Annotated in this window: 30 protein-coding genes; 9 read left to right on the forward strand and 21 right to left on the reverse strand. The window is 73.1% G+C overall.

Going from position 1 to position 24,906, the window contains the following annotated elements:
• The first annotated feature begins 161 nt into the window (after positions 1 to 161).
• Positions 162 to 1,004 carry a serine protein kinase RIO gene (locus tag AC1RSJ_RS09695; protein WP_493118164.1) on the forward strand — a complete coding sequence of 281 codons (843 nt, stop codon included), beginning with the start codon at positions 162 to 164 and terminating at the stop codon, positions 1,002 to 1,004.
• A gap of 191 nt (positions 1,005 to 1,195) precedes the next feature.
• Here the strand turns inward: AC1RSJ_RS09695 and AC1RSJ_RS09700 are convergent, their stop codons facing one another.
• Complete coding sequence (locus AC1RSJ_RS09700; RefSeq protein WP_493118165.1) at positions 1,196 to 2,104, reverse strand: tyrosine recombinase XerC; 909 nt, start codon at positions 2,102 to 2,104, stop codon at positions 1,196 to 1,198.
• Between the two features lie 237 nt (positions 2,105 to 2,341).
• Entirely contained in the window at positions 2,342 to 3,322 is a 981-nt protein-coding gene (locus AC1RSJ_RS09705; protein WP_493118166.1) for a phosphodiesterase, read from the reverse strand.
• A gap of 245 nt (positions 3,323 to 3,567) precedes the next feature.
• Between AC1RSJ_RS09705 and AC1RSJ_RS09710 the strand changes: the two genes are divergently transcribed.
• Positions 3,568 to 3,780 carry a hypothetical protein gene (locus AC1RSJ_RS09710; protein WP_493118167.1) on the forward strand — a complete coding sequence of 71 codons (213 nt, stop codon included), beginning with the start codon at positions 3,568 to 3,570 and terminating at the stop codon, positions 3,778 to 3,780.
• A gap of 12 nt (positions 3,781 to 3,792) precedes the next feature.
• Here the strand turns inward: AC1RSJ_RS09710 and dprA are convergent, their stop codons facing one another.
• The 7 genes from dprA to rplS form a co-directional block, all read right to left on the reverse strand.
• Positions 3,793 to 5,109 carry a DNA-processing protein DprA gene (gene dprA / locus AC1RSJ_RS09715; protein WP_493118287.1) on the reverse strand — a complete coding sequence of 439 codons (1,317 nt, stop codon included), beginning with the start codon at positions 5,107 to 5,109 and terminating at the stop codon, positions 3,793 to 3,795.
• 2 nt (positions 5,110 to 5,111) lie between these two features.
• Entirely contained in the window at positions 5,112 to 6,668 is a 1,557-nt protein-coding gene (locus AC1RSJ_RS09720) for a YifB family Mg chelatase-like AAA ATPase (RefSeq protein ID WP_493118168.1), read from the reverse strand.
• Positions 6,665 to 7,024: a YraN family protein gene (locus AC1RSJ_RS09725; RefSeq protein WP_493118169.1), complete on the reverse strand. Its 360-nt coding sequence runs from the start codon at positions 7,022 to 7,024 to the stop codon at positions 6,665 to 6,667. The genes AC1RSJ_RS09720 and AC1RSJ_RS09725 overlap by 4 nt, the downstream gene beginning before the upstream one ends.
• Before the next feature lie 141 nt (positions 7,025 to 7,165).
• Entirely contained in the window at positions 7,166 to 7,489 is a 324-nt protein-coding gene (locus AC1RSJ_RS09730; RefSeq protein ID WP_493118170.1) for a DUF2469 family protein, read from the reverse strand.
• Positions 7,490 to 7,534: 45 nt separating this feature from the next.
• A complete protein-coding gene (gene rnhB / locus AC1RSJ_RS09735; RefSeq protein WP_493118171.1) occupies positions 7,535 to 8,212 on the reverse strand; it encodes a ribonuclease HII in 678 nt (225 codons plus the stop codon).
• Positions 8,212 to 8,994, reverse strand: a complete 783-nt coding sequence (gene lepB / locus AC1RSJ_RS09740; protein ID WP_493118172.1) for a signal peptidase I — start codon at positions 8,992 to 8,994, stop codon at positions 8,212 to 8,214. Before lepB ends, rnhB begins: the two co-directional genes overlap by 1 nt.
• A gap of 160 nt (positions 8,995 to 9,154) precedes the next feature.
• Complete coding sequence (gene rplS, locus AC1RSJ_RS09745) at positions 9,155 to 9,502, reverse strand: 50S ribosomal protein L19 (RefSeq protein ID WP_493118173.1); 348 nt, start codon at positions 9,500 to 9,502, stop codon at positions 9,155 to 9,157.
• A 220-nt stretch (positions 9,503 to 9,722) separates the two neighbouring features.
• Between rplS and map the strand changes: the two genes are divergently transcribed.
• Positions 9,723 to 10,493 (forward strand): type I methionyl aminopeptidase, encoded by a 771-nt coding sequence (map, locus tag AC1RSJ_RS09750; RefSeq protein WP_493118174.1) that lies wholly within the window; start codon positions 9,723 to 9,725, stop codon positions 10,491 to 10,493.
• Positions 10,494 to 10,520: 27 nt separating this feature from the next.
• On the opposite strand, the gene trmD is transcribed toward map, so the two are convergent.
• The gene (gene trmD / locus AC1RSJ_RS09755) at positions 10,521 to 11,216 is read right to left on the reverse strand and encodes a tRNA (guanosine(37)-N1)-methyltransferase TrmD (RefSeq protein WP_493118175.1); all 696 of its coding nucleotides are present in this window, start codon (positions 11,214 to 11,216) and stop codon (positions 10,521 to 10,523) included.
• 163 nt (positions 11,217 to 11,379) lie between these two features.
• Between trmD and AC1RSJ_RS09760 the strand changes: the two genes are divergently transcribed.
• Entirely contained in the window at positions 11,380 to 12,267 is an 888-nt protein-coding gene (locus tag AC1RSJ_RS09760; protein WP_493118176.1) for an endonuclease domain-containing protein, read from the forward strand.
• A 4-nt stretch (positions 12,268 to 12,271) separates the two neighbouring features.
• On the opposite strand, the gene rimM is transcribed toward AC1RSJ_RS09760, so the two are convergent.
• From rimM to AC1RSJ_RS09780, 4 genes are all read right to left on the reverse strand, one after another.
• On the reverse strand, positions 12,272 to 12,976 hold the full coding sequence (gene rimM / locus AC1RSJ_RS09765; protein WP_493118178.1) for a ribosome maturation factor RimM: 705 nt from the start codon (positions 12,974 to 12,976) through the stop codon (positions 12,272 to 12,274).
• On the reverse strand, positions 12,973 to 13,212 hold the full coding sequence (locus AC1RSJ_RS09770; RefSeq protein ID WP_493118179.1) for an RNA-binding protein: 240 nt from the start codon (positions 13,210 to 13,212) through the stop codon (positions 12,973 to 12,975). Before AC1RSJ_RS09770 ends, rimM begins: the two co-directional genes overlap by 4 nt.
• A gap of 2 nt (positions 13,213 to 13,214) precedes the next feature.
• Positions 13,215 to 13,685, reverse strand: coding sequence for a 30S ribosomal protein S16 (rpsP, locus tag AC1RSJ_RS09775; RefSeq protein WP_493118180.1), 471 nt, complete (start codon positions 13,683 to 13,685; stop codon positions 13,215 to 13,217).
• 133 nt (positions 13,686 to 13,818) lie between these two features.
• Positions 13,819 to 14,757, reverse strand: a complete 939-nt coding sequence (locus tag AC1RSJ_RS09780) for a DMT family transporter (RefSeq protein WP_493118181.1) — start codon at positions 14,755 to 14,757, stop codon at positions 13,819 to 13,821.
• A gap of 82 nt (positions 14,758 to 14,839) precedes the next feature.
• Here AC1RSJ_RS09780 and AC1RSJ_RS09785 point away from each other — a divergent pair, with 82 nt between their 5' ends.
• A complete protein-coding gene (locus AC1RSJ_RS09785; RefSeq protein WP_493118182.1) occupies positions 14,840 to 15,997 on the forward strand; it encodes a glutamate--cysteine ligase in 1,158 nt (385 codons plus the stop codon).
• A 71-nt stretch (positions 15,998 to 16,068) separates the two neighbouring features.
• On the opposite strand, the gene AC1RSJ_RS09790 is transcribed toward AC1RSJ_RS09785, so the two are convergent.
• The 5 genes from AC1RSJ_RS09790 to AC1RSJ_RS09810 are packed head-to-tail and all read right to left on the reverse strand — an operon-like array spanning position 16,069 to position 20,028.
• Positions 16,069 to 16,869 (reverse strand): LLM class F420-dependent oxidoreductase, encoded by an 801-nt coding sequence (locus AC1RSJ_RS09790; RefSeq protein WP_493118183.1) that lies wholly within the window; start codon positions 16,867 to 16,869, stop codon positions 16,069 to 16,071.
• Between the two features lie 40 nt (positions 16,870 to 16,909).
• A complete protein-coding gene (locus tag AC1RSJ_RS09795) occupies positions 16,910 to 17,497 on the reverse strand; it encodes a hypothetical protein (RefSeq protein WP_493118184.1) in 588 nt (195 codons plus the stop codon).
• Positions 17,494 to 18,036: a hypothetical protein gene (locus AC1RSJ_RS09800; protein WP_493118185.1), complete on the reverse strand. Its 543-nt coding sequence runs from the start codon at positions 18,034 to 18,036 to the stop codon at positions 17,494 to 17,496. Before AC1RSJ_RS09800 ends, AC1RSJ_RS09795 begins: the two co-directional genes overlap by 4 nt.
• 8 nt (positions 18,037 to 18,044) lie before the next feature.
• Positions 18,045 to 19,625 carry a signal recognition particle protein gene (ffh, locus tag AC1RSJ_RS09805; RefSeq protein ID WP_493118186.1) on the reverse strand — a complete coding sequence of 527 codons (1,581 nt, stop codon included), beginning with the start codon at positions 19,623 to 19,625 and terminating at the stop codon, positions 18,045 to 18,047.
• Between the two features lie 13 nt (positions 19,626 to 19,638).
• On the reverse strand, positions 19,639 to 20,028 hold the full coding sequence (locus tag AC1RSJ_RS09810; RefSeq protein ID WP_493118187.1) for a cupin domain-containing protein: 390 nt from the start codon (positions 20,026 to 20,028) through the stop codon (positions 19,639 to 19,641).
• A gap of 23 nt (positions 20,029 to 20,051) precedes the next feature.
• On the opposite strand from AC1RSJ_RS09810, the gene AC1RSJ_RS09815 reads away from it, so the two are divergent.
• Positions 20,052 to 20,579 carry a gamma carbonic anhydrase family protein gene (locus AC1RSJ_RS09815; RefSeq protein ID WP_493118188.1) on the forward strand — a complete coding sequence of 176 codons (528 nt, stop codon included), beginning with the start codon at positions 20,052 to 20,054 and terminating at the stop codon, positions 20,577 to 20,579.
• 31 nt (positions 20,580 to 20,610) lie between these two features.
• Here the strand turns inward: AC1RSJ_RS09815 and AC1RSJ_RS09820 are convergent, their stop codons facing one another.
• Complete coding sequence (locus AC1RSJ_RS09820; RefSeq protein WP_493118189.1) at positions 20,611 to 21,054, reverse strand: DoxX family protein; 444 nt, start codon at positions 21,052 to 21,054, stop codon at positions 20,611 to 20,613.
• A 157-nt stretch (positions 21,055 to 21,211) separates the two neighbouring features.
• Positions 21,212 to 22,081 (reverse strand): signal recognition particle-docking protein FtsY, encoded by an 870-nt coding sequence (gene ftsY / locus AC1RSJ_RS09825; RefSeq protein ID WP_493118190.1) that lies wholly within the window; start codon positions 22,079 to 22,081, stop codon positions 21,212 to 21,214.
• 170 nt (positions 22,082 to 22,251) lie between these two features.
• Between ftsY and AC1RSJ_RS09830 the strand changes: the two genes are divergently transcribed.
• The 3 genes from AC1RSJ_RS09830 to AC1RSJ_RS09840 are packed head-to-tail and all read left to right on the forward strand — an operon-like array spanning position 22,252 to position 24,875.
• Positions 22,252 to 22,842 (forward strand): histidine phosphatase family protein, encoded by a 591-nt coding sequence (locus tag AC1RSJ_RS09830; protein ID WP_493118191.1) that lies wholly within the window; start codon positions 22,252 to 22,254, stop codon positions 22,840 to 22,842.
• Positions 22,843 to 23,415 carry a histidine phosphatase family protein gene (locus AC1RSJ_RS09835; RefSeq protein ID WP_493118192.1) on the forward strand — a complete coding sequence of 191 codons (573 nt, stop codon included), beginning with the start codon at positions 22,843 to 22,845 and terminating at the stop codon, positions 23,413 to 23,415.
• A gap of 29 nt (positions 23,416 to 23,444) precedes the next feature.
• Positions 23,445 to 24,875, forward strand: a complete 1,431-nt coding sequence (locus tag AC1RSJ_RS09840) for a serine hydrolase domain-containing protein (RefSeq protein ID WP_493118193.1) — start codon at positions 23,445 to 23,447, stop codon at positions 24,873 to 24,875.
• Positions 24,876 to 24,906: the final 31 nt, after the last annotated feature.

Raw genomic sequence — 24,906 nt, forward strand, 5'->3', positions numbered from 1 at the left:
TATCGTCGGCTCCGCTCGATCGACGAGCCCCCGGTCGCACCGGGATGAGACGAAGGAGGAACGACCATGATTGCCGTCTCCGTGCCTTCGACCCTCATCCTCGAGGTCGCCCCGACCCTCTGACGCCGCGGCGGCCTCCGATCTCCGGAGCACACACCGCGATGTCCTTCTACGACGATGTCGAACTGCGGTTCGACGTCCCCACCTTCACCGAGTCCGCGCCCGACGATGATCAGCGCTGGTCGACCTGGCCGTCGACCACGCCGAGCGAGCGCGGACCCGAGCCACGACCCGACTGGGTCGTCACCTCCGCCGCCGCCCTCGATACCGAGCTCGGGATCGTCAAGAGCGGCAAGGAGGCGGACCTCTGCCTCATCGAGCGCGCCGTGCCTGACGACCCGGGGCGGCGCGCGATCCTGGCCGCCAAGCGCTACCGGTCGTCCGAGCACTCGGACTTCCACCGCTCCACCGTCTACCGCGAGGGGCGGCGGATGCGCCGCAGCCGCGACGACCGCGCCATCGCGCGACGGTCGGGCTACGGCCGCGAGGTCGCCGCCGGCGCCTGGGCCGGCGCCGAGTTCGACGCGCTCTGCCGGCTCTGGTCGGCCGGACTGCCCGTGCCGTATCCGGTCCAGCTGCAGGAGACCGAGGTGCTGATGGAGTTCATCGGCGACCCCGACTCCGGCGAGGCGGCACCGCGCCTCGCGCAGTGCGCCGACGGCCGATCCGATCTCGACGACCTGTCCGCGCAGGTCGTCGGCGTGCTGCACGATCTGGCCCGCCTCGGCTACGCGCACGGCGACCTGTCGCCGTACAACCTGCTGGTGCACGGGGGTCGGCTCGTCGTGATCGACCTGCCCCAGCTCGTCGACGTCGTCGGCAATCCGAACGGCATCGCGCTGCTCGAGCGCGACTGCCGCAACGTCGGCACCTGGTTCACCAGGCACGGCGTGCCGTTCGACGAGTCGCAGGTGCTCGCCGAGCTGATCGCCGAGTCGCTGTGAGGGTCGGTACCGGGTGATCGGGCGCCACCCGATCCACCGGGCCGCCGCGCGCCGACCGCCGCGGCGGTCGCCGGTCAGGACCGTGGGCCGGATCGATGCGCCCGCCGCGCGCGTCGAGCCCGGACCAGCATCGAGGTCCGGACCCGCGTCGAGGTCCGGATCGATGCGCCCGTCGCGCGATCGCCGACGGCTCAGGCGCGCGGGTGCGCCGTGGCGTAGGTCTGGCGGAGGCGCTCGGCCGAGACGTGGGTGTAGATCTGCGTGGTGCCGAGCGACGAGTGCCCGAGCAGCTCCTGCACGGCGCGGAGGTCGGCGCCGCCGTCGAGCAGGTGCGTCGCGGCCGTGTGGCGCAGCGTGTGCGGACCCGCGGGTCCGCCACCGGGCAGCTCGGCCAGCAGCGCCGACACCAGCGCATAGACCGACCGGACTCCGAGTCGACGGCCGCGGTCGCCGATGAACACGGCGGGCTCGTCGTGACGTCTGGCGAGCAGGGCGGTCCGGCCTTCGCGGAACCAGCCCTCGAGCGCGCGCCGCGCCGGGGCGCCGAACGGCACGACCCGCTCCTTCGATCCCTTGCCGAGCACCCGCACCGTCAGGTTGTCCAGGTCGACGTCGGCCTCGTCGAGTCCGCTCAGCTCGCTGACGCGGAGACCCGATGCGTAGAGCAGCTCGACGACCGCGAGGTCCCGCAGCGCTCCGGGGTCGCCGGTGTCAGCACGCTGGGCGAGCCCGGCGAGCATCGCGTCCATGGCGTCTCGGGTCAGCACCCGGGGCAGATGCGCGTCCGGCCGGGGGGCACGCAGCCGAGCGGCGGGATCGACGACGGCGCGATCGGTCGCGACGAGCCAGCGGGTCAGTCCGCGCGCGGACGCGGAGCGGCGCGCGATGGTGGCCTTGGCGAGCCCGCGCTGCGCGGAGTCCCAGAGCCAGTCGCGCAGCAGCTCCAGCTCGAGGCCGTCGGTGCTCGCGACGTCGCGCTCGCCAGCGAAGCGGATCAGCGCCGCCAGGTCGGCGCGGTACGCGTCGACCGTGTTCGCGCTGAGCCCGCGCTCGTCCGTGAGATGCGCCAGGTACGCGCGGACGGACAGCTCGAGCTCCACGATCCGATCGTGTGCCCTGCCGCCCACACGGACGGTCCGGCGCGCCGCGTGGTCCCATCTCACGGGTCGGGGTCGGGGGTCGGGTCGCTGGTCGGAGGTTGGGGGTCGGGGTCGCTGGTCGGGGTCGGGGGTCGGGGGTCGGGGTCGGGGGTCGGGGTCGCTGGTCGTGCGCTACGTGTCGTACGTCACGGGTCGAACGTCGATCGGGTCGCGGTCGCGGGTCCTGGCGGCACGCACTCAGCTCAGGACGTCGTCCCCGGAGTCCCGATCGCGAGACCCTGCCGCCTCCGCGACGATCTGCTCGGCGCGGGCGAGATCGAAGGTCGAGGTCTTGCTCGAGAACGCCTCCAGGCGATCCTCGGGGCTCATCAGGGCGAACGCCTCGATGACCACGTCAGGGAACTGGGACACGCGACGGGCGTCATTCACCGGGATCACCGAGTGCACGACCCGGTCGTCGTAGACCTGCACGAGGTTCACCGACTGCCCGCCGTCGAGTCCCTGCAGCGCGCGCGGGTCGGCACCGGCGTCCATCGAGTAGCACGTCGCGCCGGCGACCGAGACGGGGACGCCCGCGAACGTGCCGAACGTCGTGTAGTGCAGGTGCCCCCCGAGGATCCCGATGACATCACCGCCGTCGATCGCGGCGGCCAGCCGCCGCTCGTCCTGGAGCTCGAGGACGCCCATCACCTCGATCGGGGTCGGGATCGGCGGGTGGTGCAGCGCGAGCAGGGTCCCGTGCGGCGCCGGCGTCGCGAGGTCCGCCCGCAGGCGCTCGAGCTGCTCGTCGTCGAGCTCGCCGTGGTGGTAGCCGGGCACCGTCGAGTCGAGCGCGATGATGCGGAGCCCGTCCACGTCGTACACCTCGTACTGCGGCACGTCGGTGGGCTCGCGATCGAGCATGAGCTCCGCGAACGGCGCGCGCTCGTCGTGGTTGCCCATGACCCAGATCATCCGCGACCCCATCCGCTCGGCGACCGGGTCGACGATCTCCCGCAGCCGTCGATAGGCGTCCGGTTCGCCGAGGTCCGCGAGGTCGCCGGTGACGACGATCGCCTCCGGCCGCTGACCGGACCGCTCGAGCTGCTCGAGTCCGCGCCGCAGCGTCGACTCCTGCTGCAGCAGCCCGTACAGCGGGCGGCCCTCGGCCAGCAGGTGGGTGTCGCTGAGGTGCGCGATCGTGTGGCGCGGAGCCGGGTGCTGTCCGAAGCGGGTCATGCCGGGCATGGTAGCGGCGGTCGGGAACGACGCGGTGCGTGCCGTCAGGCGTCGGGCGTCGGGCGTCGGGTGTCGGGTGTCGGGTGTCGGGTTTCGGGGGGACGCGACCGGACGTCCCGGCGCGCGGGCGATCGGCGACCCCGGCAGGCGGGTGACCGGCTGCCTCGCGTGCGCTCGAGCCCGATGCGGCGCCCGAGCTCTCGCGATGCGGGCGCCGCGGACCCTCCGCGGGCGATACTGGTCGGGTGGATCTGCGACGGCTGCAACGGGGATGGACCGGTCCCCGCGGCCGCGTCAGCATCGCGCTGCGGCTGATCCTGGGCTTCGTGATCGCGATCATCGGGCTCGTCGTCGGCCTGACACGCAACCCGCTCGGATACACGCTGCTCATCGTCGGCGTGTTCATGATCATCCTGTTCCTCCGCGTGGGCGCCAGCGCCGAGCGCGAGGACCGCTGACCCGACCCCCGCTCATCCGGCGGTCCTGACCCAGCCGGCGCCGCCGTCGCGCACGAGCCCGTCCAGCTCGAGCACCCCCAGCTCGGCGCGGACGCGATCCGGAGCGAGGCCGCTCTCGCGTGCGACCTGATCGACCGGACGCGGCGTGCGCGGGCTCAGCGCGTCGAGCACCCGCGTCCGCGCGCCGTCGGCGTCGCGCGACGAGCCCGGCGATCGGTCGCGGGACTCATCGCGCCGACGATCTCGCAGGGCAGCCCCGTCGCTCGGCCCGCCGCCCCCACCACTCCCGCCGCTCGCACCATCGGATCCCTCGGGCGAGCGGATCGGCAGCGGAGCCAGCTCGGCCATCTCCTCGGCGCTCGTCACGCAGACCGCGTCGTACTCGCGGAGCAGCCGGTGGCAGCCGGCCGACGCGCTGGAGGTCACCGGACCGGGCACCGCCCCGAGCGGCCGTCCGAGCGCGGCCGCGTGTCCCGCGGTGTTGAGGGAGCCGGAGCGCCACCCCGCTTCGACCACCACGGTCGCCTGCGACAGCGCGGCGATGAGCCGGTTGCGCTGCAGGAACCGCCACTTGCTCGGCGCCGACCCGAAGGGGACCTCCGCGACGACCGCGCCGCGCTCGACGATCCGCGCGAGCAGCGCCTCGTGTCCGCTCGGGTAGAACCGGTCGAGCCCGCCCGCCAGCACCGCGACGGTCGGCCCGCCGCTCGCGAGCGCCGAGCGGTGGGCGGCGCCGTCGATGCCGTACGCCGCGCCGGAGACGATCGCGTAGCCGCGGTCGACGAGACCGGCCGCCGACTCCACCGCGACGTGCTCGCCGTAGCCGGTGGCCGCTCGCGCCCCGACGACCGCGATCGAGGCCTCCCCCGCCGCCGCCAGGACGGCGGGGTCTCCCCGCAGCCACAGTGCCGCGGGACGATGCGCACCCAGATCGTCGACACCCGCTGGCCAGTCGTCGTCGCCCGGCACGACGAGCCTCGCCGCGAAGCGGCGCCCCTGCTGCAGCGCACGAGTCACGAGCGCGGCGTCGACCCGCGGACGCCACCGGTCGAGTCCGGCGCGGAGCTCGGCCAGCGAGGGACGGGACTCGGCCGCGGATGGCAGGGCGAACAGCGCGCCCTCGGCGTCATCCGCCTCGACCGCGGCGAGCGCTGCGACCGGCCCGAGCAGGGCGACGAGCTGCCCGGCGACGCCGTCCCCCGGCTCGGCGAGGCACGACCAGGCCGCGCGGGCGAAGCGCTCCGCGGCGGCGGCGGGATCGAGCCCGTCCGGATCGGCGACGACGGCGCGGACCAGTGCCAGCATCTCGCCGGTCGCGACCCCGAGCATCCTCACGCGGCAGCCCTCCGGAGGTAGAGCGCGCGGCCGATCTGATCGGATCCCGGGCGGTCGGCCCCGTCGAGATCCGCCAGCGTCCACGCCAGGCGGAGCACCCGGTCGTAGCCGCGCATCGTGAGCAGCCCGCGCTCGAGCGCCCGATCGAGCGCGAGCGCCGCCCCGGCGCGGGGAACCCCCGCCGCCGACCGCAGGTACGAGCCCGGCACCTGCGAGTTCAGCCGCCAGGGCGTCGCGCCGAGCCGGGCGGCCGCCGCGCTGCGTGCACGCTGCACCAGCTCCCGCGCGCGGACGGTCGTGAGGCGTCCGCCCTCGTCCGCGAGGCGCAGCTGCGCCGCGGTGATCCTCGGCACCCGGAGCTGGATGTCGATGCGGTCGAGCAGCGGTCCGCTCATGCGGCCGAGGTAGCGCCGCCGCGCGAACGGCGTGCAGACGCACTCGGCGTCGCGGGCGCCGGCCTGGCCGCACGGACAGGGGTTGGCGGCGAGCACGAGCTGGAATCGGGCGGGGAACGTCGCCGTCGCCGCGGCCCGGTGGATCGTGATGAGCCCGGACTCGAGGGGCTGCCGCAGGGCGTCGAGCGTCGAGGGCGCGAACTCCGGCGCCTCGTCGAGGAACAGCACCCCGTGCGACGCGCGGGCCGCGGCGCCCGGACGCAGCTGGCCGGAGCCGCCGCCCACGATCGAGGCCATGGTCGCCGAGTGGTGCGGCGACTCGAGCGGCGGCCGGCGCGACAGCGGCGAGCCGACCGGCAGCCCGGCCAGCGACCGGAGCGATCCGGCCTCGAGCGCGGCGTCATCGCCGAGGTCGGGCAGGATGCCCGGCAGCCGGGCGGCCAGCATCGTCTTGCCGGCGCCCGGCGGACCGAGCAGCAGCATGTGGTGACCGCCCGCCGCCGCCGCGACGAGCGCATCGACGGCGTCGCTGCTGCCGAGGACGTCCGCGAGCTCCGGCACGGAGGGCGCATCGGGCACGGCACCGCCGCCATCGGTCGAACCGGATCCGTGGTCCGGCACCGGCTCCACATCGCGCGCCTCGAGCTCCGCACCGTGGCGGATCGCCGCGTCGAGCAGGCTCGCGACGGCGATCACCCGGATGCCCTCGACGAGCTCCGCCTCCTCCGCGTTCGCGGTCGGCACCATCACCGTCTCGATGCCGGCCCGCCGCGCCGCGAGGACGGCGGGCAGGATGCCGCGGATCGGCCGGAGCCGCCCGTCGAGCCCGAGCTCGCCGAGGTGCATGACGCCGGCGATCGCCTCGGCCGGCACGACGCCGTCGGCGGCGAGCGCGGCGAGGGCGATCGCGAGGTCGAAGCTCGAGCCGTGCTTCGGCAGCGACGCCGGCGACAGATTCACGGTGATCCGGTGACCGGACAGCGCGCAGCCGGAGTTGGCCGCGGCCGCGCGCACACGGTCCTTCGCCTCGCCGAGCGCGGTGTCCGCGAGGCCGATCAGCACGAACGCGGGCAGCCCGGATGCGATCGACGCCTCGACCTCCACCACCGCACCGTCGAGTCCCTGCAGCGCCATCGCCCGGGTGCGGGCGACCGTCACCGGAACACCCCCTCGAGGTGCTCGATCTGCCGGCCGCCGTCGCGCGGCAGCAGCACCGACACGGCGTCGATCCGGAGCGGTCCGCGGGCGTCCGGATGCGCCTCCTGCCACGCGCCCGCGAGCCGCCGCAGCCGGGCGAGCTTCACGGCGGTGATCGCCTCGAGCGGATGCCCGTACCCCGTGCCCGACCGCGTCTTGACCTCGACCACGACGACGGCGCGCCCGTCTCGCGCGACGAGGTCGATCTCGCCGTGCTCGCACCGCCAGTTGCGATCGAGCAGCTCGAGACCGCGCCCTTCGAGGTACTCGGCGGCGATCTGCTCGCCCCGTCTGCCCAGCTCGTCCTTCGCCGCCACGGGACGAGGATCCCGGGGCGGGCGGGTGCCGCGGGCTGCGGCAACGCGATCCGTGCGGAACGCGCGGTCCGGTCGTCCTGTGGAGGAGGGGTGGTCCCGCCTCAGACGGGCAGGCCTGCGAGCGGGCGGGCGCGCCGACCGCTACTCGTCGAGCGCGAGCTCCTTCGGGAGCTCGAGCTCCCGGTCGCCGAGCAGCTCGATGTTCACGTCCTTGAACGTGAGCACGCGGACGCTCTTCACGAACCGGTCGGCGCGGTACACGTCCCACACCCACACGTCGGTCATCGTCAGCTCGAAGTAGAAGTCGTGCTCGGTGTCGCGCCGCTCGAGACTCACGTCGTTGGCGAGGTAGAAGCGCCGCTCCGTCTCGATGACGTACCGGAACTGGCCCACGACGTCGCGGTACTCGCGGTACAGGGCCAGCTCGACCTCGCGGTCGTAGTCCTCGATATCGTCGTCGTCCATCGCGGTCAGTCTAGAGCGGGCCGCAGGCGGACGCCGACCCGGGGATCAGGCGGACTCGAGCCCGTCGAGCAGGCTCGGCTGCCGCAGCCACGACCAGCGGTGCAGCTCGCTCGGACCGATCCGGTCGACGGCGGCGTAGTGCTCCGCGCTCGCGTAGCCCTTGTTGTCGACCCAGCGGTAGTCCGGCATCCGCTCGTGCGCGTCGATCATCATCCGGTCGCGGTGCACCTTCGCGAGCACGGACGCGGCGGCGACGCTGGCGCAGTCGCGGTCCGCCTTGATGCGCGTCGTGACGCGCACCCGCCCGGCGAGCACGCCGAGGTGCCGGGTCAGGTAGTCGTAGGAGCCGTCGAGCACCAGCACGGCGCCGGTCACGTCCACGCCGTCGGCGACGAGGGCCTCGAGCGCGCGAACACCGGCCATCCCGAGCGCCGACATGATGCCGGACGCGTCCACCTCGGTGTTCGAGGCGAGCCCGACCGCCCAGGCCGCGCTCCACGCCGCCACCTCCGGCTGCAGCTGCTCGCGTCGCTTCTCGCTGAGCATCTTCGAATCACGCAGGCCCGTCGGGATGATGCGCCGCGGCACGTCGACCACGCTCACGCCGATCGCCACCGGGCCCGCGATCGCACCGCGGCCGACCTCGTCGACCCCGATCACCATCGAGGCGCCCTCGCGGAGGAGCCGCCGCTCGTGAACGAGCGTCGGGTCGGCGACGACCATCAGCCGGCGCCCTGCTTGTCGACGTCCGCGAAGACGATGGGGTAGTTGTCGAGCCATGTCCATCGGCTCGAGGGCCAGCTGATCAGCACGGCCCTGCCCACCACGAGCTTCTCGGGCACGAAGCCCTTGCCCGGGGCGCTGGTGTTGCAGCGCGAGTCGCAGGAGTTCACGCGGTTGTCGCCCATGACCCAGAGCGAGCCCTCCGGCACCGTGACGTCGAAGGCGGTGCTCGACGACATCCCCCCGGACGCGGCCGAGAGGTACGGCTCCTTGATCGGCACGCCGTTGATCGTCATCTGCCCGAGGCTGTTGCAGCACTTCACGTGGTCGCCCGGCAGCCCGATGACGCGCTTGATGAGGTGCTCGTCGCTGTCCGGCGCGGTCAGCCCGACCACGGAGAGCAGCCCGTCGAAGAAGTCGCCGACCGGGTTGGATCCGGTGGCCGGCGGCGTCTGGTTGCCGAGCCAGCCGTCCGGCTTGGTGAACACGACCACGTCGCCGCGCGAGATCGGCGTCAGCCGCGGCTCCAGCTCGTTGACGATGATCCGGTCGTTCTTGATGAGGGTGTCCTCCATGGACTCCGACGGGATGTAGAACGAGCGGATCAGGAACGTCTTGATGAGGAAGGAGATGACGATCGCCGCCACCAGGATGACGGCGACATCGCGGAGGAACGCCTTCCAGCCGGTCAGCTTCCTGCGTCGCTTCGGACGTGCCCGCAGCGACTCCTCGGAGCCCTCGCCCTCGTCGCTCCACTCGGGCGCGAACTTCGATACCGCCACAGACGACCCCTCCGATTCCGAACCAGCATAGGCGGCGCACCCGACGCGGCCGTCAACGCCGACCCGGACCCGGAGGCGCGTGTCGACGGCCTCCGCGGGAGACGACGAAGCGCCGCACGGATCACCGTGCGGCGCTTCTCGAAGCTGCGGGAGCGGGAGCTCAGGACTCGCGCTTCTCCTTGATCTTGGCCTTCTTGCCGCGGAGCTCGCGGAGGTAGTAGAGCTTCGCGCGGCGCACGTCGCCGCGGGTCACGATCTCGATGTGGTCGATGACCGGGGAGTGCACCGGGAAGGTGCGCTCGACGCCGACCTGGAAGCTGACCTTGCGGACCGTGAAGGTCTCGCGGACGCCCTCGCCGGAGCGGCCGATGACGACGCCCTGGAAGACCTGGATACGCGAGCGGCTGCCCTCGATGATGTTCACGTGCACCTTGACGGTGTCGCCGGGACGGAAGTCCGGGAGGTCCGAACGCAGCGATGCCGCGTCGACGGAGTCGAGGATGTTCATGGGGAGTTCGCTCTCTGCGACCGCCACGGGTCGGACGCGGTTGGATGATGAAGACGGTGACGTGCCTGCGGCTGAGCAGTGTCGATCATGGACTGATCGCGACGACCGGGCTCCCCTGTGGCAGAGCCGCGCCGGGCACAAGCGTCTATTGTGCCAGACGCGGGGCTCCGAGGGCAAAGCGGCCCGGGCGGACGCGGATCCGCCCGGGTAGCATCTCCGGGTGATCGAACTGCGAACCCCGGCCGAGATCGACCAGATGCGACCCGCCGGGGCTTTCGTGGCCTCCGTGCTCGAGGCGACCCGGGACGCCGCCGACGTCGGCGTGAACCTGCTCGACCTCGATGCGCTCGCCCACGACATGATCCGCGCCGCCGGCGCCGAGAGCTGCTACATCGACTACCACCCGTCGTTCGGCGCCTCGCCGTTCGGCAAGGTGATCTGCCTCTCGGTCAACGATGCGGTGCTGCACGGACTCCCCCACGACTACCGGCTCCAGGACGGCGACCTCCTCTCGCTCGACTTCGCCGCAGCCGTCGACGGCTGGGTCGCGGACTCGGCGCTGTCGATCGTCGTCGGCACCCCGCGGCAGGCGGACCTCGACCTCATCGACACCTGCGAGCGCGCCCTCGCCGCCGGCATCGAGGCCGCCGTGCTGAAGAACCGGATCGGCGACGTGTCGGCCGCGATCGGCGACGTCGCGGACGCCGCCGGCCTCGAGGTGAACCTCGACTTCGGCGGCCACGGCGTCGGCCGGGTCATGCACGGCGACCCGCACGTGCCGAACGACGGACGGCGCAAGCGCGGCCTCCCGCTGCGCGCCGGACTCGTGTTCGCCGTCGAGCCGTGGTTCATGCTCGGCACCGACGAGATCTACACGGATCCGGACGGCTGGACGCTGCGCAGCGCGGACGGCTCGCGTGGCGCGCACGTGGAGCACACGATCGCGATCACGGAGGACGGGCCGGTCGTCCTCACGGCGCGGTCGAGCTAGCTCGTCGGGTTCGGAGGCTGGTGCGGGTCAGGCGCCGACGCCGTCGTCCGGCAGCAGCTCCGGACGCACTCGGCGCGTCCGCTCCAGCTGCTGCCCGCGCCGCCATCCGGCGATCGCCGCGTGGTGGCCGCTGAGCAGCACCGGCGGCACCTCGAGCCCGCGCCACTCCGACGGCTTCGTGTAGCTCGGGTACTCGAGCAGCCCGTCCTCGTGGCTCTCCTCGACGAGGCTCTCGGGATTGCCGACCATGCCCGGCACGAGCCGCCCGGCGGCCTCGATGATCGCCAGCGCGGCGACCTCGCCGCCGTTGAGCACGTAGTCGCCGATGCTCAGCTCGAGCACCTCGTGGTCACGACGGGCCCAGTCCACGACGCGCTGGTCGAGGCCCTCGTAGCGTCCGCAGGCGAAGACGAGGTGCTCGCGGGTGCTGAGCTCGCGCGCGCGCCGCTGGCGGAACAGCTCGCCCGCCGGCGTCGTCACGACGAGCGTCGAGACCGGCGTCAGCAGCGCATCGAGGGCCTCCCCCCACGGCTCGGGCCGCATGACCATGCCCGCGCCTCCGCCGTACGGGGTGTCGTCGACCGTGCGGTGCCGGTCGTGCGTCCAGTCGCGCAGGTCGTGCACGACGACGTCGATCAGGCCGGTGCTGCGGGCCTTCCCGAGCAGCGACACGTCGAGCACGGAGAAGAACTCCGGGAAGATCGTGACGATGTCGATGCGCACGCCTCGAGCGTAGCCGCGCGCGATGCCGTGGCCGGCGCGTGCGCCGATTCGTGGCGCCCGTGCACCGCGCCGACAGAACGAGCTCCGCGAGGGATTACTTCCCTCGCGTGAACGTCAGCGGCGGTGACATGTCCGCTCCTCCACACGGCCGAGGTTCCGGACCGTGTCCGCAGACCTGCCACCGGGGAGTTCCGGCTTCGTCGTGCGTTGCCACGCTCCGGGTATGGAAGTCAGCAGCTACCGTGATCTTCGCGCCGACGGGTGGACCCGGCGGCAGATCGCGACGGCCGTCGACGACGGAGCGCTGCAGCGGCTCCGGCGCGACTCGTACGTCGGGCCCCGCGGTGACGCCGACGTCCACCGCGCACTGACAGCGGGACTCGCGATCTCCTGCGTGAGCGCGCTGGCGCGGCATGGCGTCTGGACGATCGAGCACGGATCGCACCTGCGACGGCCCCGGACCGTGCGGCCGGTGCAGCTCGCGGCGGCGAGGATCCACGTGTCGGGAGGGCACGCCGCAGACGGGGTGGACGACGTCGTCACCTCGCTCGAGCTCGCCGTCGGATGCCTGCCGTTCGACGAGGCGATCGCCGCCGCGGACTCGGTACTGAACCTCGGCCTGCTCACCGGTGTCGAGGTCGAGACGCTCCTGTCGCGCACCGCCATCGGCCGTCGCGTTCGCGATCGGGTCGACGGCCACGCGGAATCCGGCCTCGAGAGCCTGGTGCGGGTGCGGCTTCGCCGCCTGGGCATCCGGGTGGCGTCGCAGGTTCCGATCGCCGGAGTGGGACGGGTCGACCTGGTGATCGGCGACCGGCTCGTCATCGAGCTCGACGGCGACCGATGGCATTCGACACCGGCCCAGCGGGAGCGAGACCGTCGCCGGGATGCGACGCTCGTCTCGCTCGGATATCGAGTGCTCCGGTTCGGCTACCACCGCATCGTCGACGAATGGGCGGACGTCGAGGCGCTGATCCGCGGGATGGTGCGGCGCGACCAGCACCGATGGCGTTACCCGCCGCGCACATTGCCGACTGCGAAGCGTCGGTGAGGGATTACTTCCCTCGCGGGTCCGCCTCGGTCGGCGTCGTGTCCGTCGGCTGCGGCTCCGGCTCCGGGCCGTCGTCGTCCGCGTCGACTGACTCGTCCGCGTCCGCCGCCTCAGCACCAGCCGGTTCGACCGGCTCCGCGGCCTGCGGCTCGGGGTCGTCGTCGGGTGCGGGCTCGAAGAGGCCCGTCGGCGGGGTGAGGGTGATGGTGCCCGCGGCGATGTCGACGGCCGGGACGATCGCCGTGACGAACGGCACGAGCACCTCGCCGGCGCCGGTGTCGATCGCCAGGAGGTCCTGAGCGGGGAGGTGGTCGACGCGGGCGACCCGTCCGACCGACTCGCCGTCGCGGAGCGCGGTGAGGCCGACGAGCTGGAAGTCGAACCAGGCGTCGTCCTCGGCGGGCTCGGCGGGGTCCTGGTCGACCCAGAGGATCGCCTTGACGAGCGTCTCGGCCGCGGTGCGGTCGCCGACGCCCTCGAAGAACGCGACCGGGTGCGCGTTGTACCAGCGCAGCTCGATCAGCTCGATCGATTTGCCGTGCCACGGGGACGACGTCGGCACCTGGAGTGCGAACGACGCCCCCGGCACGAACCGGCGGTCCGGGTCGTCGGTGTAGAGCTCGACCTTCAGCGCGCCCTTCAGCCCGTGGGCCTTGACGAGGCGGCCGACCCGGAGCTGCGTCCTGGGAGCCTTCGCGGGGCTGCTCACGCCCGGTCGGTGTCGACGACGTCGACGCGCACGCGACGGCCGTCGGCGAGCGCCGCCACGAGGGTGCGGAGCGCCTTCGCGGTGCGGCCGGATCGGCCGATCACGCGGCCGAGGTCCTCGGGGTGCACGCGGACCTCGAGGACCTCGCCACGCGAGGAACCGACGGACTCCACGCGCACGTCGTCCGGGTGATCCACGATCCCCTTGACGAGGTGCTCGAGCGCGGGAGCCAGCACGATCAGGCCTTGTCGGCGTCGGCCGCGTCGGCGGCCTCGTCGGCGGCGACCTGCGACGCGTCGGCGTCCGCAGCCGCGGGCGACTCGTCGGCGGCGTCGGTCGCGACCGGCACGGCCTTCTTCTCGGCCTTGGGCTTGAGGACCGGCTTCTTCTTCTCGTCGGCGACGAACTCCGAGCGGCCCTCGGGGGTCTGGACGGTGCTCTTGGCATCCTTCTCGCCCTTGAAGGTGCCCCAGTCGCCCGTGAGCTTGAGGATGGCGGTGACCTGCTCGGTCGGCTGGGCGCCGACGGACAGCCAGTACTGGGCGCGGTCCGAGTCGACCTCGATGAACGAGGGGTTCTCGGTCGGGTGGTACTTGCCGATCTCCTCGATCACACGACCGTCACGCTTGGTGCGCGAGTCGGCGACGACGATGCGGTAGTACGGCGCGCGGATCTTTCCGAGCCGCTTGAGGCGGATCTTGACAGCCACGATTCTCCTGAGTGGTGAGTGTTGGAAGTTCGAACCGCGGCCGGGATGCGTGGGGTGCACGCTCGGACGCGAAGCTCTGGATGGGGTCTGGTGCGCGTCGGATAGAGGGTCGAACGCGCGCAGACTCGACCTCCTATTGTGGCAGATCCGCGGCCGGTCCGGAAACGCGCTCCGGCACGGCCGTCTGGGGCGGAGCGGGACGTCGCGAGCGGCGCCGCGACAGCGCCACCCCGGCGAGGCAGATGACGCCGCCGACGATCGCGAGCGGCGTCGGGAACTCCCGGTAGAGCACGAGGGCGAGCACGACAGCGATGGGCGGCACGACGTAGGTCGAGATGCCGAGCTGGGAGGCCGGCATCCGCCCGAGCGCATAGGCCCAGGTCGTGAAGGCGAGCGCCGTCGGCACGACCCCGAGGTACACGACGCCGGCGATCGCGGCGGGCGGGGCGTCGGCCGCCTCCGCGAGCAGCTGCCCGGCGAACGGGAGGCTCACGAGCATGCCGATCGTGCAGCCCAGGAACGTGACCTGGCCGCCCGGCAGCCTCCGCAGGGTCGGCTTCTGCGCGAGCACCCCGATCGCGTAGGTGATCGCGGCGACGAGGCACCAGACGATGCCGGTCGCATCGCCGAAGCGGGCGCCGCTGCCGACCGCGATGAGCACGATGCCGACGAAGGCGACCAGGAAGCCGAGCGCGAGCCACCGGCTGATGCCCTCCCGGAAGACCAGTGCGCCGCCGATCGCGATGAGGATCGGGCCGACGTTGACGATGAGCGCGGTCGTGCCAGCGTCGAGCGTGCGCTCGGCGAGGTTGAGGGCGGTGTTGTAGGCGCCGAACCAGGCGACGCCGTAGAGCAGGAGGAGCAGCCACTCCCGCCCCGTGGGCCGCACCCACTTCCGCGACACCGCCAGGAGCACGGCCAGCGCGACGGCGCCGACGATCAGCCGGCCGAGCGCGAGCGCGCCGCCGCCGATGTACGGCGCGACCCCGCGGATGACGACGAAGGCGCTGGCCCAGGCCAGCACCGTGACGACGATGGCGGCCGGGAGGAGGAGCGCGGAGCGGCGGGGCATGTCGTCAGGCTAGGGCCGACCTCCGACTGGGGAGCGGCGAGGAATCGGCCACCGACCGCCCTCCTCCTGCCAGACTCGCCGCATGGCGATCGAGGTGCGCCCCATCCCGTTCCGCGAGTCCGCGCGCTCGACGGTCGGGATCGAGTGGGAGCTGCAGACCGTGGACTCCGCGAGCGGGGATCTGGCGCCGGCCGCGCCCGGCATCCTCGAGGCGCTGGACCGCGACGAGGGCGTGTTCCCGCACACCACCAGCGAGTTCCTCACCAACACCGTCGAGGTCGTGAGCGGGCCGCACCAGCGGGTGGCCGACGCCGTCAGCGACCTCGCGCGCGAGTCCGCCGCCGCCGCGGAGGCCGCCCGCACCCAGGGCGCCGACCTCATGTGCTCGGGCACGCACCCGTTCGCGCAGTGGCAGGCGCAGGAGGTGACGCCGGGCAAGGACCGCTATCAGACCCTGCTCGACCGGACGCAGTACTGGGGACGCCAGCTGCTCATCTGGGGCGTGCACATGCACATCGGGCTCGATGCGCGCGACCGCGTGCTGCCCGTGATCGCGGGGATGCTCGCCTACTACCCGCACTTCCAGGCGCTGTCGGCGTCCAGTCCGTTCTGGACCGGGATCGACACCGGGTACGCCTCGAACCGCGCCCTGATGTTCCAGCAGCTGCCGACGGCGGGGCTGCCGCCCGAGCTGCGCGAGTGGACGGACTACGAGCGGATCGTCGCGGAGCTCACCCACGTCGGCGTCATCGACGACCACTCCGAGCTGCGCTGGGACGTGCGGCCCTCGCCGAAGTGGGGCACGCTCGAACTCCGCTTCTGCGACGGCATCTCGACGCTCCGCGAGGTCGGGGCGCTCACCGCACTCGCGCAGTGCCTCGTCGAGGAGATGGAGACCGGGCTCGACCGCGGCGTCGTGCCGCCCTCGATGCCGCCGTGGTTCATCCGCGAGAACAAGTGGCGCGGCGCCCGCTACGGCCTCGAGGCGATCGTGATCGTCGACGCAGACGGCGAGGAGCGGCTCGTCACGGAGCACCTGCGCGAGACGGTGGAGCGGCTCGCGCCGATCGCGGACCGGCTCGACTGCGCCGGCGAGCTCGCCGACATCGAGCTGATCCTCGACCGGGGCGCGAGCTACCAGCGGCAGCGCCGGGTCGCGGCCGCGCACGACGGCGACACGGCCCCGGTCGTGCGGGCGCTCGTGGCCGAGTTCCAGACCGGCGAGCCCGCGACCGCGTAGGGGCTTCGACAGGCTCAGCCATCCGAGCGCAGCTCAGCCACCCGAAGGCGGCTCAGCCACCCCAGGACTGCTCAGCCGTTGACCGAGTCGCGCCAGGCGATCCACTCCTTGACGGTGTCGAGCGGGTAGTCCGGGCCGGAGACGCCGAGCGTGAAGAGCGAGACGCCGAGCTCGCGCTTCTCGTCCGCCGCGGAGAGGTCCTTCGAGTTGTTCTCGTTCGAGATCTCGATGGCGGAGAAGTCCGTGCCCTCCTTCTCGCACCAGTCGGCGAGGATGTCGAGCTTGCGCTTCAGCGTCTCCGGGTCGGCGAAGTTGTGCCAGATGTCGGCGTGCTTCGCGACGAGGCGGAGGGTCTTCTTCTCGCCGCCGCCGCCGATGAGCACGGGGATCTCGCGGGTCGGCGCCGGGTTCAGCTTCGCCCAGCGCGCCTCGATGCGCGGCAGCGCCTCGGCGAGGTCGTCGAGGCGGCTGCCGACGGTGCCGAACTCGTAGCCGTACTCGTCGTAGTCGCGCTCGAACCAGCCGGAGCCGGTGCCGAAGATGAAGCGGCCGGTGCCGCCCTTCGCGCTGATGTGGTCGATGGTGCGGGCCATGTCGGCCTGCAGGTCGGGGTTCCGGTACGAGTTGCAGTTGACGAGCGCGCCGAACTCGACGCGCGAGGTCTGCTCCGCGAGGGCCGCGAGCATCGTCCACGACTCGAAGTGCAGGCCGTCCGGCTCGCCCGACAGCGGGTAGAAGTGGTCCCAGTTGAAGATCACGTCGACGCCGAGGTCCTCGAGCGTGCGGACGGTGTCGCGGATGGTCTCGTACGTCGCGTGCTGGGGCTGCACCTGGACGCCGATGCGGACGGGGCGGATGGCGGGGCTCGTCATGCGCTCGAGCCTAGGGCGACCGGGTGCGGCGCCGCCGGTCTCAGCCCGAGCTGTCCCGCTGCGAGCCGCCGGGCACGCCACCACCGCCGGCACCGGACGCGCGGACGGCGAGGCCGAGCAGCACGACGGGTCCGTCACGGTAGGCCGAGTCGTCTGGGATCCGCGCTCCGGGCGGCAGCGAGACGAGGAAGTCGTGCGAGCTGTAGACCTGCAGGGATGCCCGACCGCCACCCGGTCCGGTCAGCATGCGAGCACCGGGCGTCTGGTCGCGCGACGGTGTCCAGCCGTCGCGGAGCATCGCGCCGGCGATGGCGTCGGCGGAGGCCTGGCCGCCGGGAAGGATCGCCTGGTACACGACCGGATCGTCCGGCGTGAAGATCGAGTGCACGACCAGCACGCACGCGTCCGAGAGCAGCGCTCCGGCGGTGCGGAGGCCGAGCGTCGACGGCGACGCCACCGACACCCGCACGGTCGGGGTGCCCCCGACCACGGCACGATCCTCGACCGCGCCGGCCAGGGTCGGCGGGCAGCCCGTCTCCCCCCGGTCCGCGCGATCGGGCGCGCAGCCGCCCAGGGCCGCCGCGACGAGCAGGACGACGACGAGGACGCCGGCCGGACGCGCGCTCACGTGCCCGCCGGACGCGCGGGCAGGAAGACCCCGAGCAGCACGATGCGCCCGCCCGCGTACGCGGAGGACGCGGGGATGACGGCGCCGGGCGGCAGTGCGCGCCCGAGCGCCGCGGCCGTCGCCGACTCGAGCGTCGCCCGGCCGCCCGCGGCGGAGCGGAGCAGCCCGTGGTCCGCGGTCGGCAGCCAGCCGTCGCGGGCGAGGGTCATGCCGAGCGCCGACTCGGTGCCCGCGCCGCCCGGCACGAGGATGCGGAACACGTTCGGCAGCGACAGCAGCACCGAGTAGTGCAGGCGCAGGATGCACGCCCCGCCCAGCAGCGTGCGCGTCGCGGGCAGCGGCACGTCGGCGGGCGAGACCTCCGAGACCTGCGCGCCCGGGGCTCCGCTGAGGCGGGACCGCGCCTCGACGGCGGCCGCGAGCGTCGGCGGGCAGCCGGTGTCGCCGACCGCGTCCGCGACCGGCGCGCACGCGGCCAGCGCCAGCACGGCGCCGGCCAGGGCGACGCCGGCGAGGAGACCCCGACGACGCCGCAGCACGAGGGCTCCTAGCGCCCGAGCATCTTCTGGAGGGCGGCCAGCTCCTCGGCCGACGGCCCGTCCTTCTTCGCGCCGCCGCCGCCGAGCCCGAAGCCCGAGCCGCTCGGAGCCGCCTCGCCGTCCAGCGGGCGTCCGGCGGCGCGGGCCGCCTCGTCCGCGGCGCGCTTGGCGGGGTTGCCGCTGCGCGATCCGCCCTTCTTCCGCTTGGCCTGCTGCTTCGCGAGGGCCGCACGGCCGCCGCCCATGCCGGGCACCGGGCCCATCCCGGGCACCTGCGGCATGCCGCCCTTCGCGACGGTCTTCATCATCTTCGACGCCTGGTCGAAGCGCGTGACGAGCCCGTTCACGTCCGTGACGGTCGTGCCGGAGCCCTTCGCGATCCGGAGGCGGCGCGAGCCGTTCAGCAGCTTCGGCAGGGCGCGCTCCTGCGGCGTCATCGACTGGATGATCGCCTCGGTGCGGGTGATCTCGCGCTCGTCGAAGTTCTCCAGCTGCTCGCGCATGCCGCGGGCGCCGGGGAGCATGCCGAGCATCCCCTTCAGCGACCCCATGTTCTTCAGCTGCTGCATCTGCGACAGGAAGTCGTCGAGCGTGAAGCTGTCGGTCGCGAACTTCTCCGCGACCTTGCGGGCCTCGTCCTCGTCGAACGCGGACTGCGCCTGCTCGATGAGGGTGAGGATGTCGCCGAGGTCGAGGATGCGGCCGGCCATGCGATCCGGGTGGAACGGCTCGAAGTCGTCGAGCCCCTCGCCGGTGGACGCGAACATGATCGGGCGCCCGGTGATGCTCGCGACGCTGAGCGCCGCGCCGCCGCGGGCGTCGCCGTCGAGCTTCGACAGCACGACGCCGGTGAAGTCGACGCCCTCCTGGAACGCACGCGCCGTGGCGACCGCGTCCTGGCCGATCATCGCGTCGATGACGAACAGCACCTCGTCCGGGTCGACGGCCTTGCGGATGTCGGACGCCTGCTTCATGAGCTCGGCGTCGATTCCGAGGCGTCCGGCGGTGTCGACGATGACGGTGTCGAACTGCCGGCGCTGCGCCTCCGCGACGCCCTGCTTCGCGACCTTCACCGGATCGCCGACGCCGTTGCCGGGCTCCGGCGCCCACACCGGCACGCCGGCCTGGTCGCCGACGACCTGCAGCTGGGTGACCGCGTTCGGGCGCTGGAGGTCGGCTGCGACCAGCATCGGGGTGTGGCCGTCCTTCTTGAGCCACTTCGCGAGCTTGCCGGCGAGGGTCGTCTTGCCCGCGCCCTGGAGGCCGGCGAGCATGATCACGGTCGGCGGGGTCTTCGCGAACTCGAGCCGGCGCTGCTGCCCGCCGAGGACGGCGACCAGCTCGTCGTTGACGATCTGCACGACCTGCTGCGCCGGGTTCAGCGCCTTGCTGACCTCGTCCGAGAGCGCGCGCTCGCGCACCTTCGCGGTGAAGTCCTTGACCACCTCGAGTGCGACGTCCGCGTCGAGCAGGGCGCGGCGGATCTCGCGCACCGTCCCGTCGACGTCCGCGGGCGTGAGGCGCCCCTTGGTGCGGAGCTTGCTGAAGGTCTCGACGAGACGGTCGGAGAGGGTACCGAAGGTGGCCATGATGCGGGCGATTCTACGCGGAGCGGCCCAGCTGCTCGTCGACGGAGCGGGTCCGGTCGGTCACGACGTCGCCCGTGTGGGCCGTGGTGACGGTCTCGATGAGCACGACGTGCACCTCCTCGTCGGCGATCGGGTTGTGCCGCACGCCGCGCGGCACGACGAAGAAGCCGCCGGACTCGACGCGCACCTCCCGGTCGCCCTCGAGCTGGATGCGCAGCACGCCCCGCAGCACGAGGAAGAGCTCGTCCTCCTCGTCGTGGGCGTGCCAGACGAACTCGCCGAGCAGCTTCGCGACCTTCACGTACTGGTCGTTGACGCGGCCGACGACGCGCGGGCTCCAGTGCTCCGTCACGCCCTCGAGGGCGGCGGCGAGGTCGGTCGACGACAGCTCGGGAAGGCTCATGGCGCCCACCCTAGGCTGACCGCATGCCGCTTCTCCTGCCGTTCGACGGGCACGAGCCCGACATCCACCGGACGGCGTTCGTCGCGCCGAACGCGACGATCATCGGCCGGGTGCGCATCGGCCCGCATGCGAGCGTCTGGTACGGCACCGTGCTGCGCGGCGACCTCGAGGAGATCGTGCTCGGCGAGGGCAGCAACATCCAGGACAACTCGGTCGTGCACACCGACCTCGGCAACCCGACGGTGATCGGGGCCGGGGTCGGCATCGGCCATGCCGCGATCGTGCACGGCGCGCGGATCGGCGATGGCGCGCTGATCGGGATGGGGTCCCGGCTGCTCAGCGGATCCGTCGTCGGCCCCGGCGCCCTCGTCGCGGCCGGCGCGGTGCTGCTCGAGGGGCACGAGGTGCCGGCGGGGTCCATCGCCGCCGGGGTGCCGGCCAAGGTGCGGGGCGAGATCCGGGATCCGGAGCTGCGCGACCGGGTCGCCCGCAACGCCGTGCAGTACCGCGAGCTCGCGGAGGCCCACCGGGGGCTCGCGCCGCTCGGCTGAGCGCGGATCCCGGCCGCCCCGTCGTTCCGGGTCAGGCCCGGGCGAAGGCGAGCCGACGGCGACGGGAGCCGAGGCGCGGCGCGATGGCGGAATCCAGCGAGGCGCGTCCGGCGCCGGCGATCGCGATGACGGCCGAGGCGGCGGTGAGCACGAGCACGTACTCGAAGCCGCCGTCCTGCGCGAAGAAGCCGCTGCCCGCGTGCACGAGCACCCAGGCCGCGATCATGTCGACCGCGAGCAGCGCCGCGACCGGCCGGGCGAGCAGGCCGAGGCCGAGCAGCACGCCGCCGCCGATCTCGAGAGCGATCACGAGCGGCGCGGCGACCTGCGCGAGCGGCACGCCCATCTGCGCGAAGCCGGCGGCCGTGCCCTCGACCCCCTGGCCGAGGAGCTTCTGCAGACCGTGCGCCACGAAGACGACGGCGAGCACGAGGCGGAGGAGCAGGATCGCGAGGGAGGCGGAGGCTGTTCTCATGCCTCGACGCTGACATCCGATGCGTGCGCATGGACCGGGTTCTGCGGGGTCTCCCCGGGCCCGCCGGGGATCCCCTCAGGCTCGGGTGGGGCATCCGGAGGACGCCGCGTACCCCGGATTTCGGGCCGGTTTCCGGCTGCTGAGGGAGCGCCCGATCTCAGCCGACGAGCTGCTGCGCGAAGACGTGCGGGGTGAAGCCGGTGAGGTCACCGATGCCCTCGCCCTGGCCGATGAGCTTGATCGGGATGCCGGTCTTCTCCTGCACCGCGAGCACGAAGCCGCCCTTCGCGGAGCCGTCGAGCTTCGTGAGCACGAGGCCGGTGACGCCGGCGTGCTCGATGAACGCCTCGGCCTGAGCGAGCCCGTTCTGCCCGGTGGTCGCGTCGAGCACGAGCAGCACCTCGGCGATCGGCGCCTGCTTCTCGACAACGCGCTTCACCTTTGCGAGCTCGTCCATGAGGCCGCTCTTCGTCTGCAGCCGGCCGGCGGTGTCGATGAGCACCATCTCGATGCCCTCGTTCTTCGCCTTCTCGACGGTCTGGAACGCGACGGAGGCCGGATCCTGCCCCTGCTGCTGCGGGCGGACGATCTGCGCCCCGGCCCGCTCCGCCCAGGTCGCGAGCTGCTCGACGGCGGCCGCGCGGAACGTGTCCGCCGCGCCGACGACGACGCTGCGGCCGTAGTTCGCGAGGAAGCGGGCGAACTTGCCGATCGTGGTGGTCTTGCCGACGCCGTTGACGCCGACGACGAGGATGACGGCGGGCCGCTCCTGCAGGTGGAGGGTCGGGTCGAGCCTCGACAACCGCTCCTCGAGGCTCTCGCGGAGCATCCGCTGGAGGTCGCGCGGATCCGTGGTGCGGTAGCGGTCCACCTTCGCGCGGAGGTCCTCGATGATCTGCTCGGAGATCGTCGGCCCGAAGTCGGCGGTGATGAGGGCGGTCTCGAGGTCGTCCCAGGTCTCCTCGTCGATGGTCGGCTTCGCGAACAGACCGCGCAGCGCGCCGCCGAGTGACCAGGATGCCGCCATGCGCCCAGCCTAGGCGGCGGCGACGACCCCGACCGCGTACGCGAGCCGCCGACTGCGCACCTGCGACGGTCCGCAGTCGCCACTCGCGTACGCGGATGAGCCCATGGCGCCGCGTCCGCCGGTCGCCGGGCGTTCAGCGGAGCGTCGAACGGGCCTGGGAGGATGGGGGCATGACGATCGCGCTCCTCCGCCACGGCCAGACCGACTGGAATCTCGAGCGGAGGCTGCAGGGATCCAGCGACATCCCGCTCAACGCGACCGGGCGGCAGCAGGCTTCCGAGGTGGGCGAGCTGCTCGCCGCGCAGCGCGACGAGCAGGACTGGGCGATCGTCGTGAGCTCGCCGCTGTCGCGGGCCCGCGAGACCGGCGCGATCGTGGCCGAGAAGCTCGGGCTCGAGCTCGGCCCGGCCTACGAGGGCTTCGCCGAGCTCGACTTCGGCGCCGGCGAGGGCTTCACGATCGACGAGGCCGTGGTGCGGTGGCCGAACTGGGACGCCGAGGGCAGCGAGACGATGGAGCAGGTGGCGGAGCGCGGCTTCGCGGCGCTCGAGCAGGTGCGCGCCGACTACCCGGACCAGGACGTCATCATCGCGGCGCACGGCACCGTCATCCGCGCGATCGCGGCCCGCATCGCCGGCGTCGAGCCGATGGACATGCCGGCGCTCGACAACACCGGCCGCGCGATCGCCGCCTGGACCGAGTCCGGCTGGACGCTGCTCAGCAACGGCGGCGTGCCGGTCGTCGCCGAGGTGGATGCCTGAATGCTGGCGCTGATCCGGCACGGCCAGACCGACCTCAACCTCCAGGGCCGCCTCCAGGGCGCCAGCGACTGGCCGCTCAACGCCACCGGACACGAGCAGGCCGCCGCCGCGGTCGAGGTGCTCCGGGCCGCGGCGACGCCGTGGGACCTCGTGGTCAGCTCGCCGCTGCAGCGCGCGCGGACGACCGCGGAGATCATCGCCGCCGGGCTCGGCATCGAGCTCGGCCCCTCGTACGCCGACCTCGTCGAGCGCGACTACGGCGCGCTGGAGGGCGACACCGAGGCGCAGGTCGAGCGGCTCTGGCCGGGCAAGAGCGAGCCGAGCGTCGAGCCGCTGACGTCCGTGGTGGAGCGCGGCCTGCGGGCCCTCGACGCGATCGGCGCAGCGCATCCGGGACGCGAGATCGTGGTCGTCTGCCACGGCACGATCATCCGCTACACGCTGTCGGAGCTGGTCGGCTTCAAGGTGCCCGCCATCGACAACGGCTCCGTGTCGCTCGTCGAGAGCGGCGCGGACGGGCTCCGCGTGATCACGGTCAACGGAGCGGATCCGGCTCCGGCCGAGATCGGCTGACCGCGGGCCTCCGGGTGTTGACTGGGGGCATGGCCGACGTCGCCCCGCTCCCCCGCTCCGCGCCCGAGGCGCAGGGCATCCCGTCCGCCGCCGTCGAGGCGCTCGTGCGCGAGCTCGACGCGATGGACTCCGTGCACGGGATGGTGCTGCTGCGCCACGGCACGGTCGTCGCCGAGGGCTGGTGGGCGCCGTACACCGCCGACCGGCCGCACGCGCTGTACTCGGTCAGCAAGAGCTTCACGTCGGCGGCGGTCGGACTCGCGATGGCCGACGGCCTCTTCGGCGTCGACGACCGCGTCGCCGACCTGCTGCCGGATGCAGTGCCGGCCGACCCGGACCCGCGGCTGGCGCGGCTCACCGTGCGGCATCTGCTGACGATGACGAGCGGGCACGGCGGCGAGAGCTTCGCGCCGCGCGACGAGGTGACCGTCGCCTCCGCGCTCGGCACGCCGTTCGCGGACGAGCCGGGCGAGCGCTTCGTCTACGACACCGGCGACACGTTCCTGGCCGGCGCCATCGTGCAGCGGCTCACCGGCGGCTCGCTGCTCGAGTACCTCGGGCCGCGCCTGTTCGCGCCGCTCGGCATCGAGCCCGGCCACTGGGAGCAGAGCGCCGACGGCCTCGATCGCGCCGGCACCGGCCTGCACCTCACGACGGAGGCCCTCGCCCGCTTCGGGCAGACGCTGCTGCACCGAGGGCTGTGGGGCCACGACCAGGTGCTGCCGGCCGCCTGGGTCGACGAGGCCACGTCGTTCCAGGTGCCGAACGCAGGGCCGGACACGAACCCCGACTGGAGCGAGGGCTACGGCTGGCAGTTCTGGCGCGCCCGGCACGGCGCGTACCGCGGCGACGGCGCCTTCGGGCAGTTCGTGCTCGTGCTGCCGGAGCAGGATGCCGTGCTCGCGATCACGAGCGGGCTCGTCGACATGCAGGCCGTGCTCGACGCCGTCTGGCACGAGCTGCTGCCCGCGATCGGGCCGACCCGGGCGGAGGACCCGCTCGCGGCCGAGGCGCTGAGCACCCGCCTCGCGCACCTCCGGATGCCGCCGCAGCACGGCACCCCGACCTCGCCGGCCGCCGCGGGCCTCGAGCGCCGGCGCTGGGCGCTGACGCGCTCGCTGCCCGGCATCTCCGCCTTCTTGCTGACGCCGGAGGCCGCCGGCGGCTGGACCCTCGACGTCGAGACCGCGGGCGGTCCGCAGTCGCTCCGGCTCGGCGCCGGCGACTGGATCCCGGCATCGAGCGGCGCCCCGCTCGGGGTCGATGCGGACGTCGCGACCAGCGCGGCCTGGGTCGGCGACGAGTTCCGCATCCGCTTCGTGTTCGTCTCCACGCCGTTCACGATCACCGCCGTGATCCGCGCCGAGGGCGACGCCGTCACCGTCGCCCTGACGCAGAACGCGGCGTTCGACTCCGCGGACCTCGGCGTGCTGGAGGGGCGGGCGGACCCGGCCTCCTGAGCCGCACGTCGGATCCCTCAGCCGCACTTCA

This window comes from Schumannella sp. GW821-FHT10F01, assembly GCF_058809295.1.

Bases quoted from the DNA above. Each gene is read 5' to 3' on its own strand.
- rnhB (WP_493118171.1), bottom strand. From the start codon at position 8,212: ATGGTCGTCGCCGACCCGACGCTCGTTCACGAGCGGCGGCTCCTCCGC.
- ffh (WP_493118186.1), bottom strand. From the start codon at position 19,625: ATGGCCACCTTCGGTACCCTCTCCGACCGTCTCGTCGAGACCTTCAGC.
- AC1RSJ_RS09785 (WP_493118182.1), top strand. From the start codon at position 14,840: ATGGCGATCGAGGTGCGCCCCATCCCGTTCCGCGAGTCCGCGCGCTCG.
- AC1RSJ_RS09830 (WP_493118191.1), top strand. From the start codon at position 22,252: ATGACGATCGCGCTCCTCCGCCACGGCCAGACCGACTGGAATCTCGAG.
- AC1RSJ_RS09810 (WP_493118187.1), bottom strand. From the start codon at position 20,028: ATGAGCCTTCCCGAGCTGTCGTCGACCGACCTCGCCGCCGCCCTCGAG.
- AC1RSJ_RS09835 (WP_493118192.1), top strand. From the start codon at position 22,843: ATGCTGGCGCTGATCCGGCACGGCCAGACCGACCTCAACCTCCAGGGC.
- AC1RSJ_RS09790 (WP_493118183.1), bottom strand. From the start codon at position 16,869: ATGACGAGCCCCGCCATCCGCCCCGTCCGCATCGGCGTCCAGGTGCAG.
- ftsY (WP_493118190.1), bottom strand. From the start codon at position 22,081: ATGGCGGCATCCTGGTCACTCGGCGGCGCGCTGCGCGGTCTGTTCGCG.
- AC1RSJ_RS09780 (WP_493118181.1), bottom strand. From the start codon at position 14,757: ATGCCCCGCCGCTCCGCGCTCCTCCTCCCGGCCGCCATCGTCGTCACG.
- AC1RSJ_RS09840 (WP_493118193.1), top strand. From the start codon at position 23,445: ATGGCCGACGTCGCCCCGCTCCCCCGCTCCGCGCCCGAGGCGCAGGGC.
- AC1RSJ_RS09695 (WP_493118164.1), top strand. From the start codon at position 162: ATGTCCTTCTACGACGATGTCGAACTGCGGTTCGACGTCCCCACCTTC.
- AC1RSJ_RS09705 (WP_493118166.1), bottom strand. From the start codon at position 3,322: ATGACCCGCTTCGGACAGCACCCGGCTCCGCGCCACACGATCGCGCAC.
- AC1RSJ_RS09815 (WP_493118188.1), top strand. From the start codon at position 20,052: ATGCCGCTTCTCCTGCCGTTCGACGGGCACGAGCCCGACATCCACCGG.
- AC1RSJ_RS09730 (WP_493118170.1), bottom strand. From the start codon at position 7,489: ATGGACGACGACGATATCGAGGACTACGACCGCGAGGTCGAGCTGGCC.
- dprA (WP_493118287.1), bottom strand. From the start codon at position 5,109: ATGCTCGGGGTCGCGACCGGCGAGATGCTGGCACTGGTCCGCGCCGTC.
- rplS (WP_493118173.1), bottom strand. From the start codon at position 9,502: ATGAACATCCTCGACTCCGTCGACGCGGCATCGCTGCGTTCGGACCTC.
- AC1RSJ_RS09820 (WP_493118189.1), bottom strand. From the start codon at position 21,054: ATGAGAACAGCCTCCGCCTCCCTCGCGATCCTGCTCCTCCGCCTCGTG.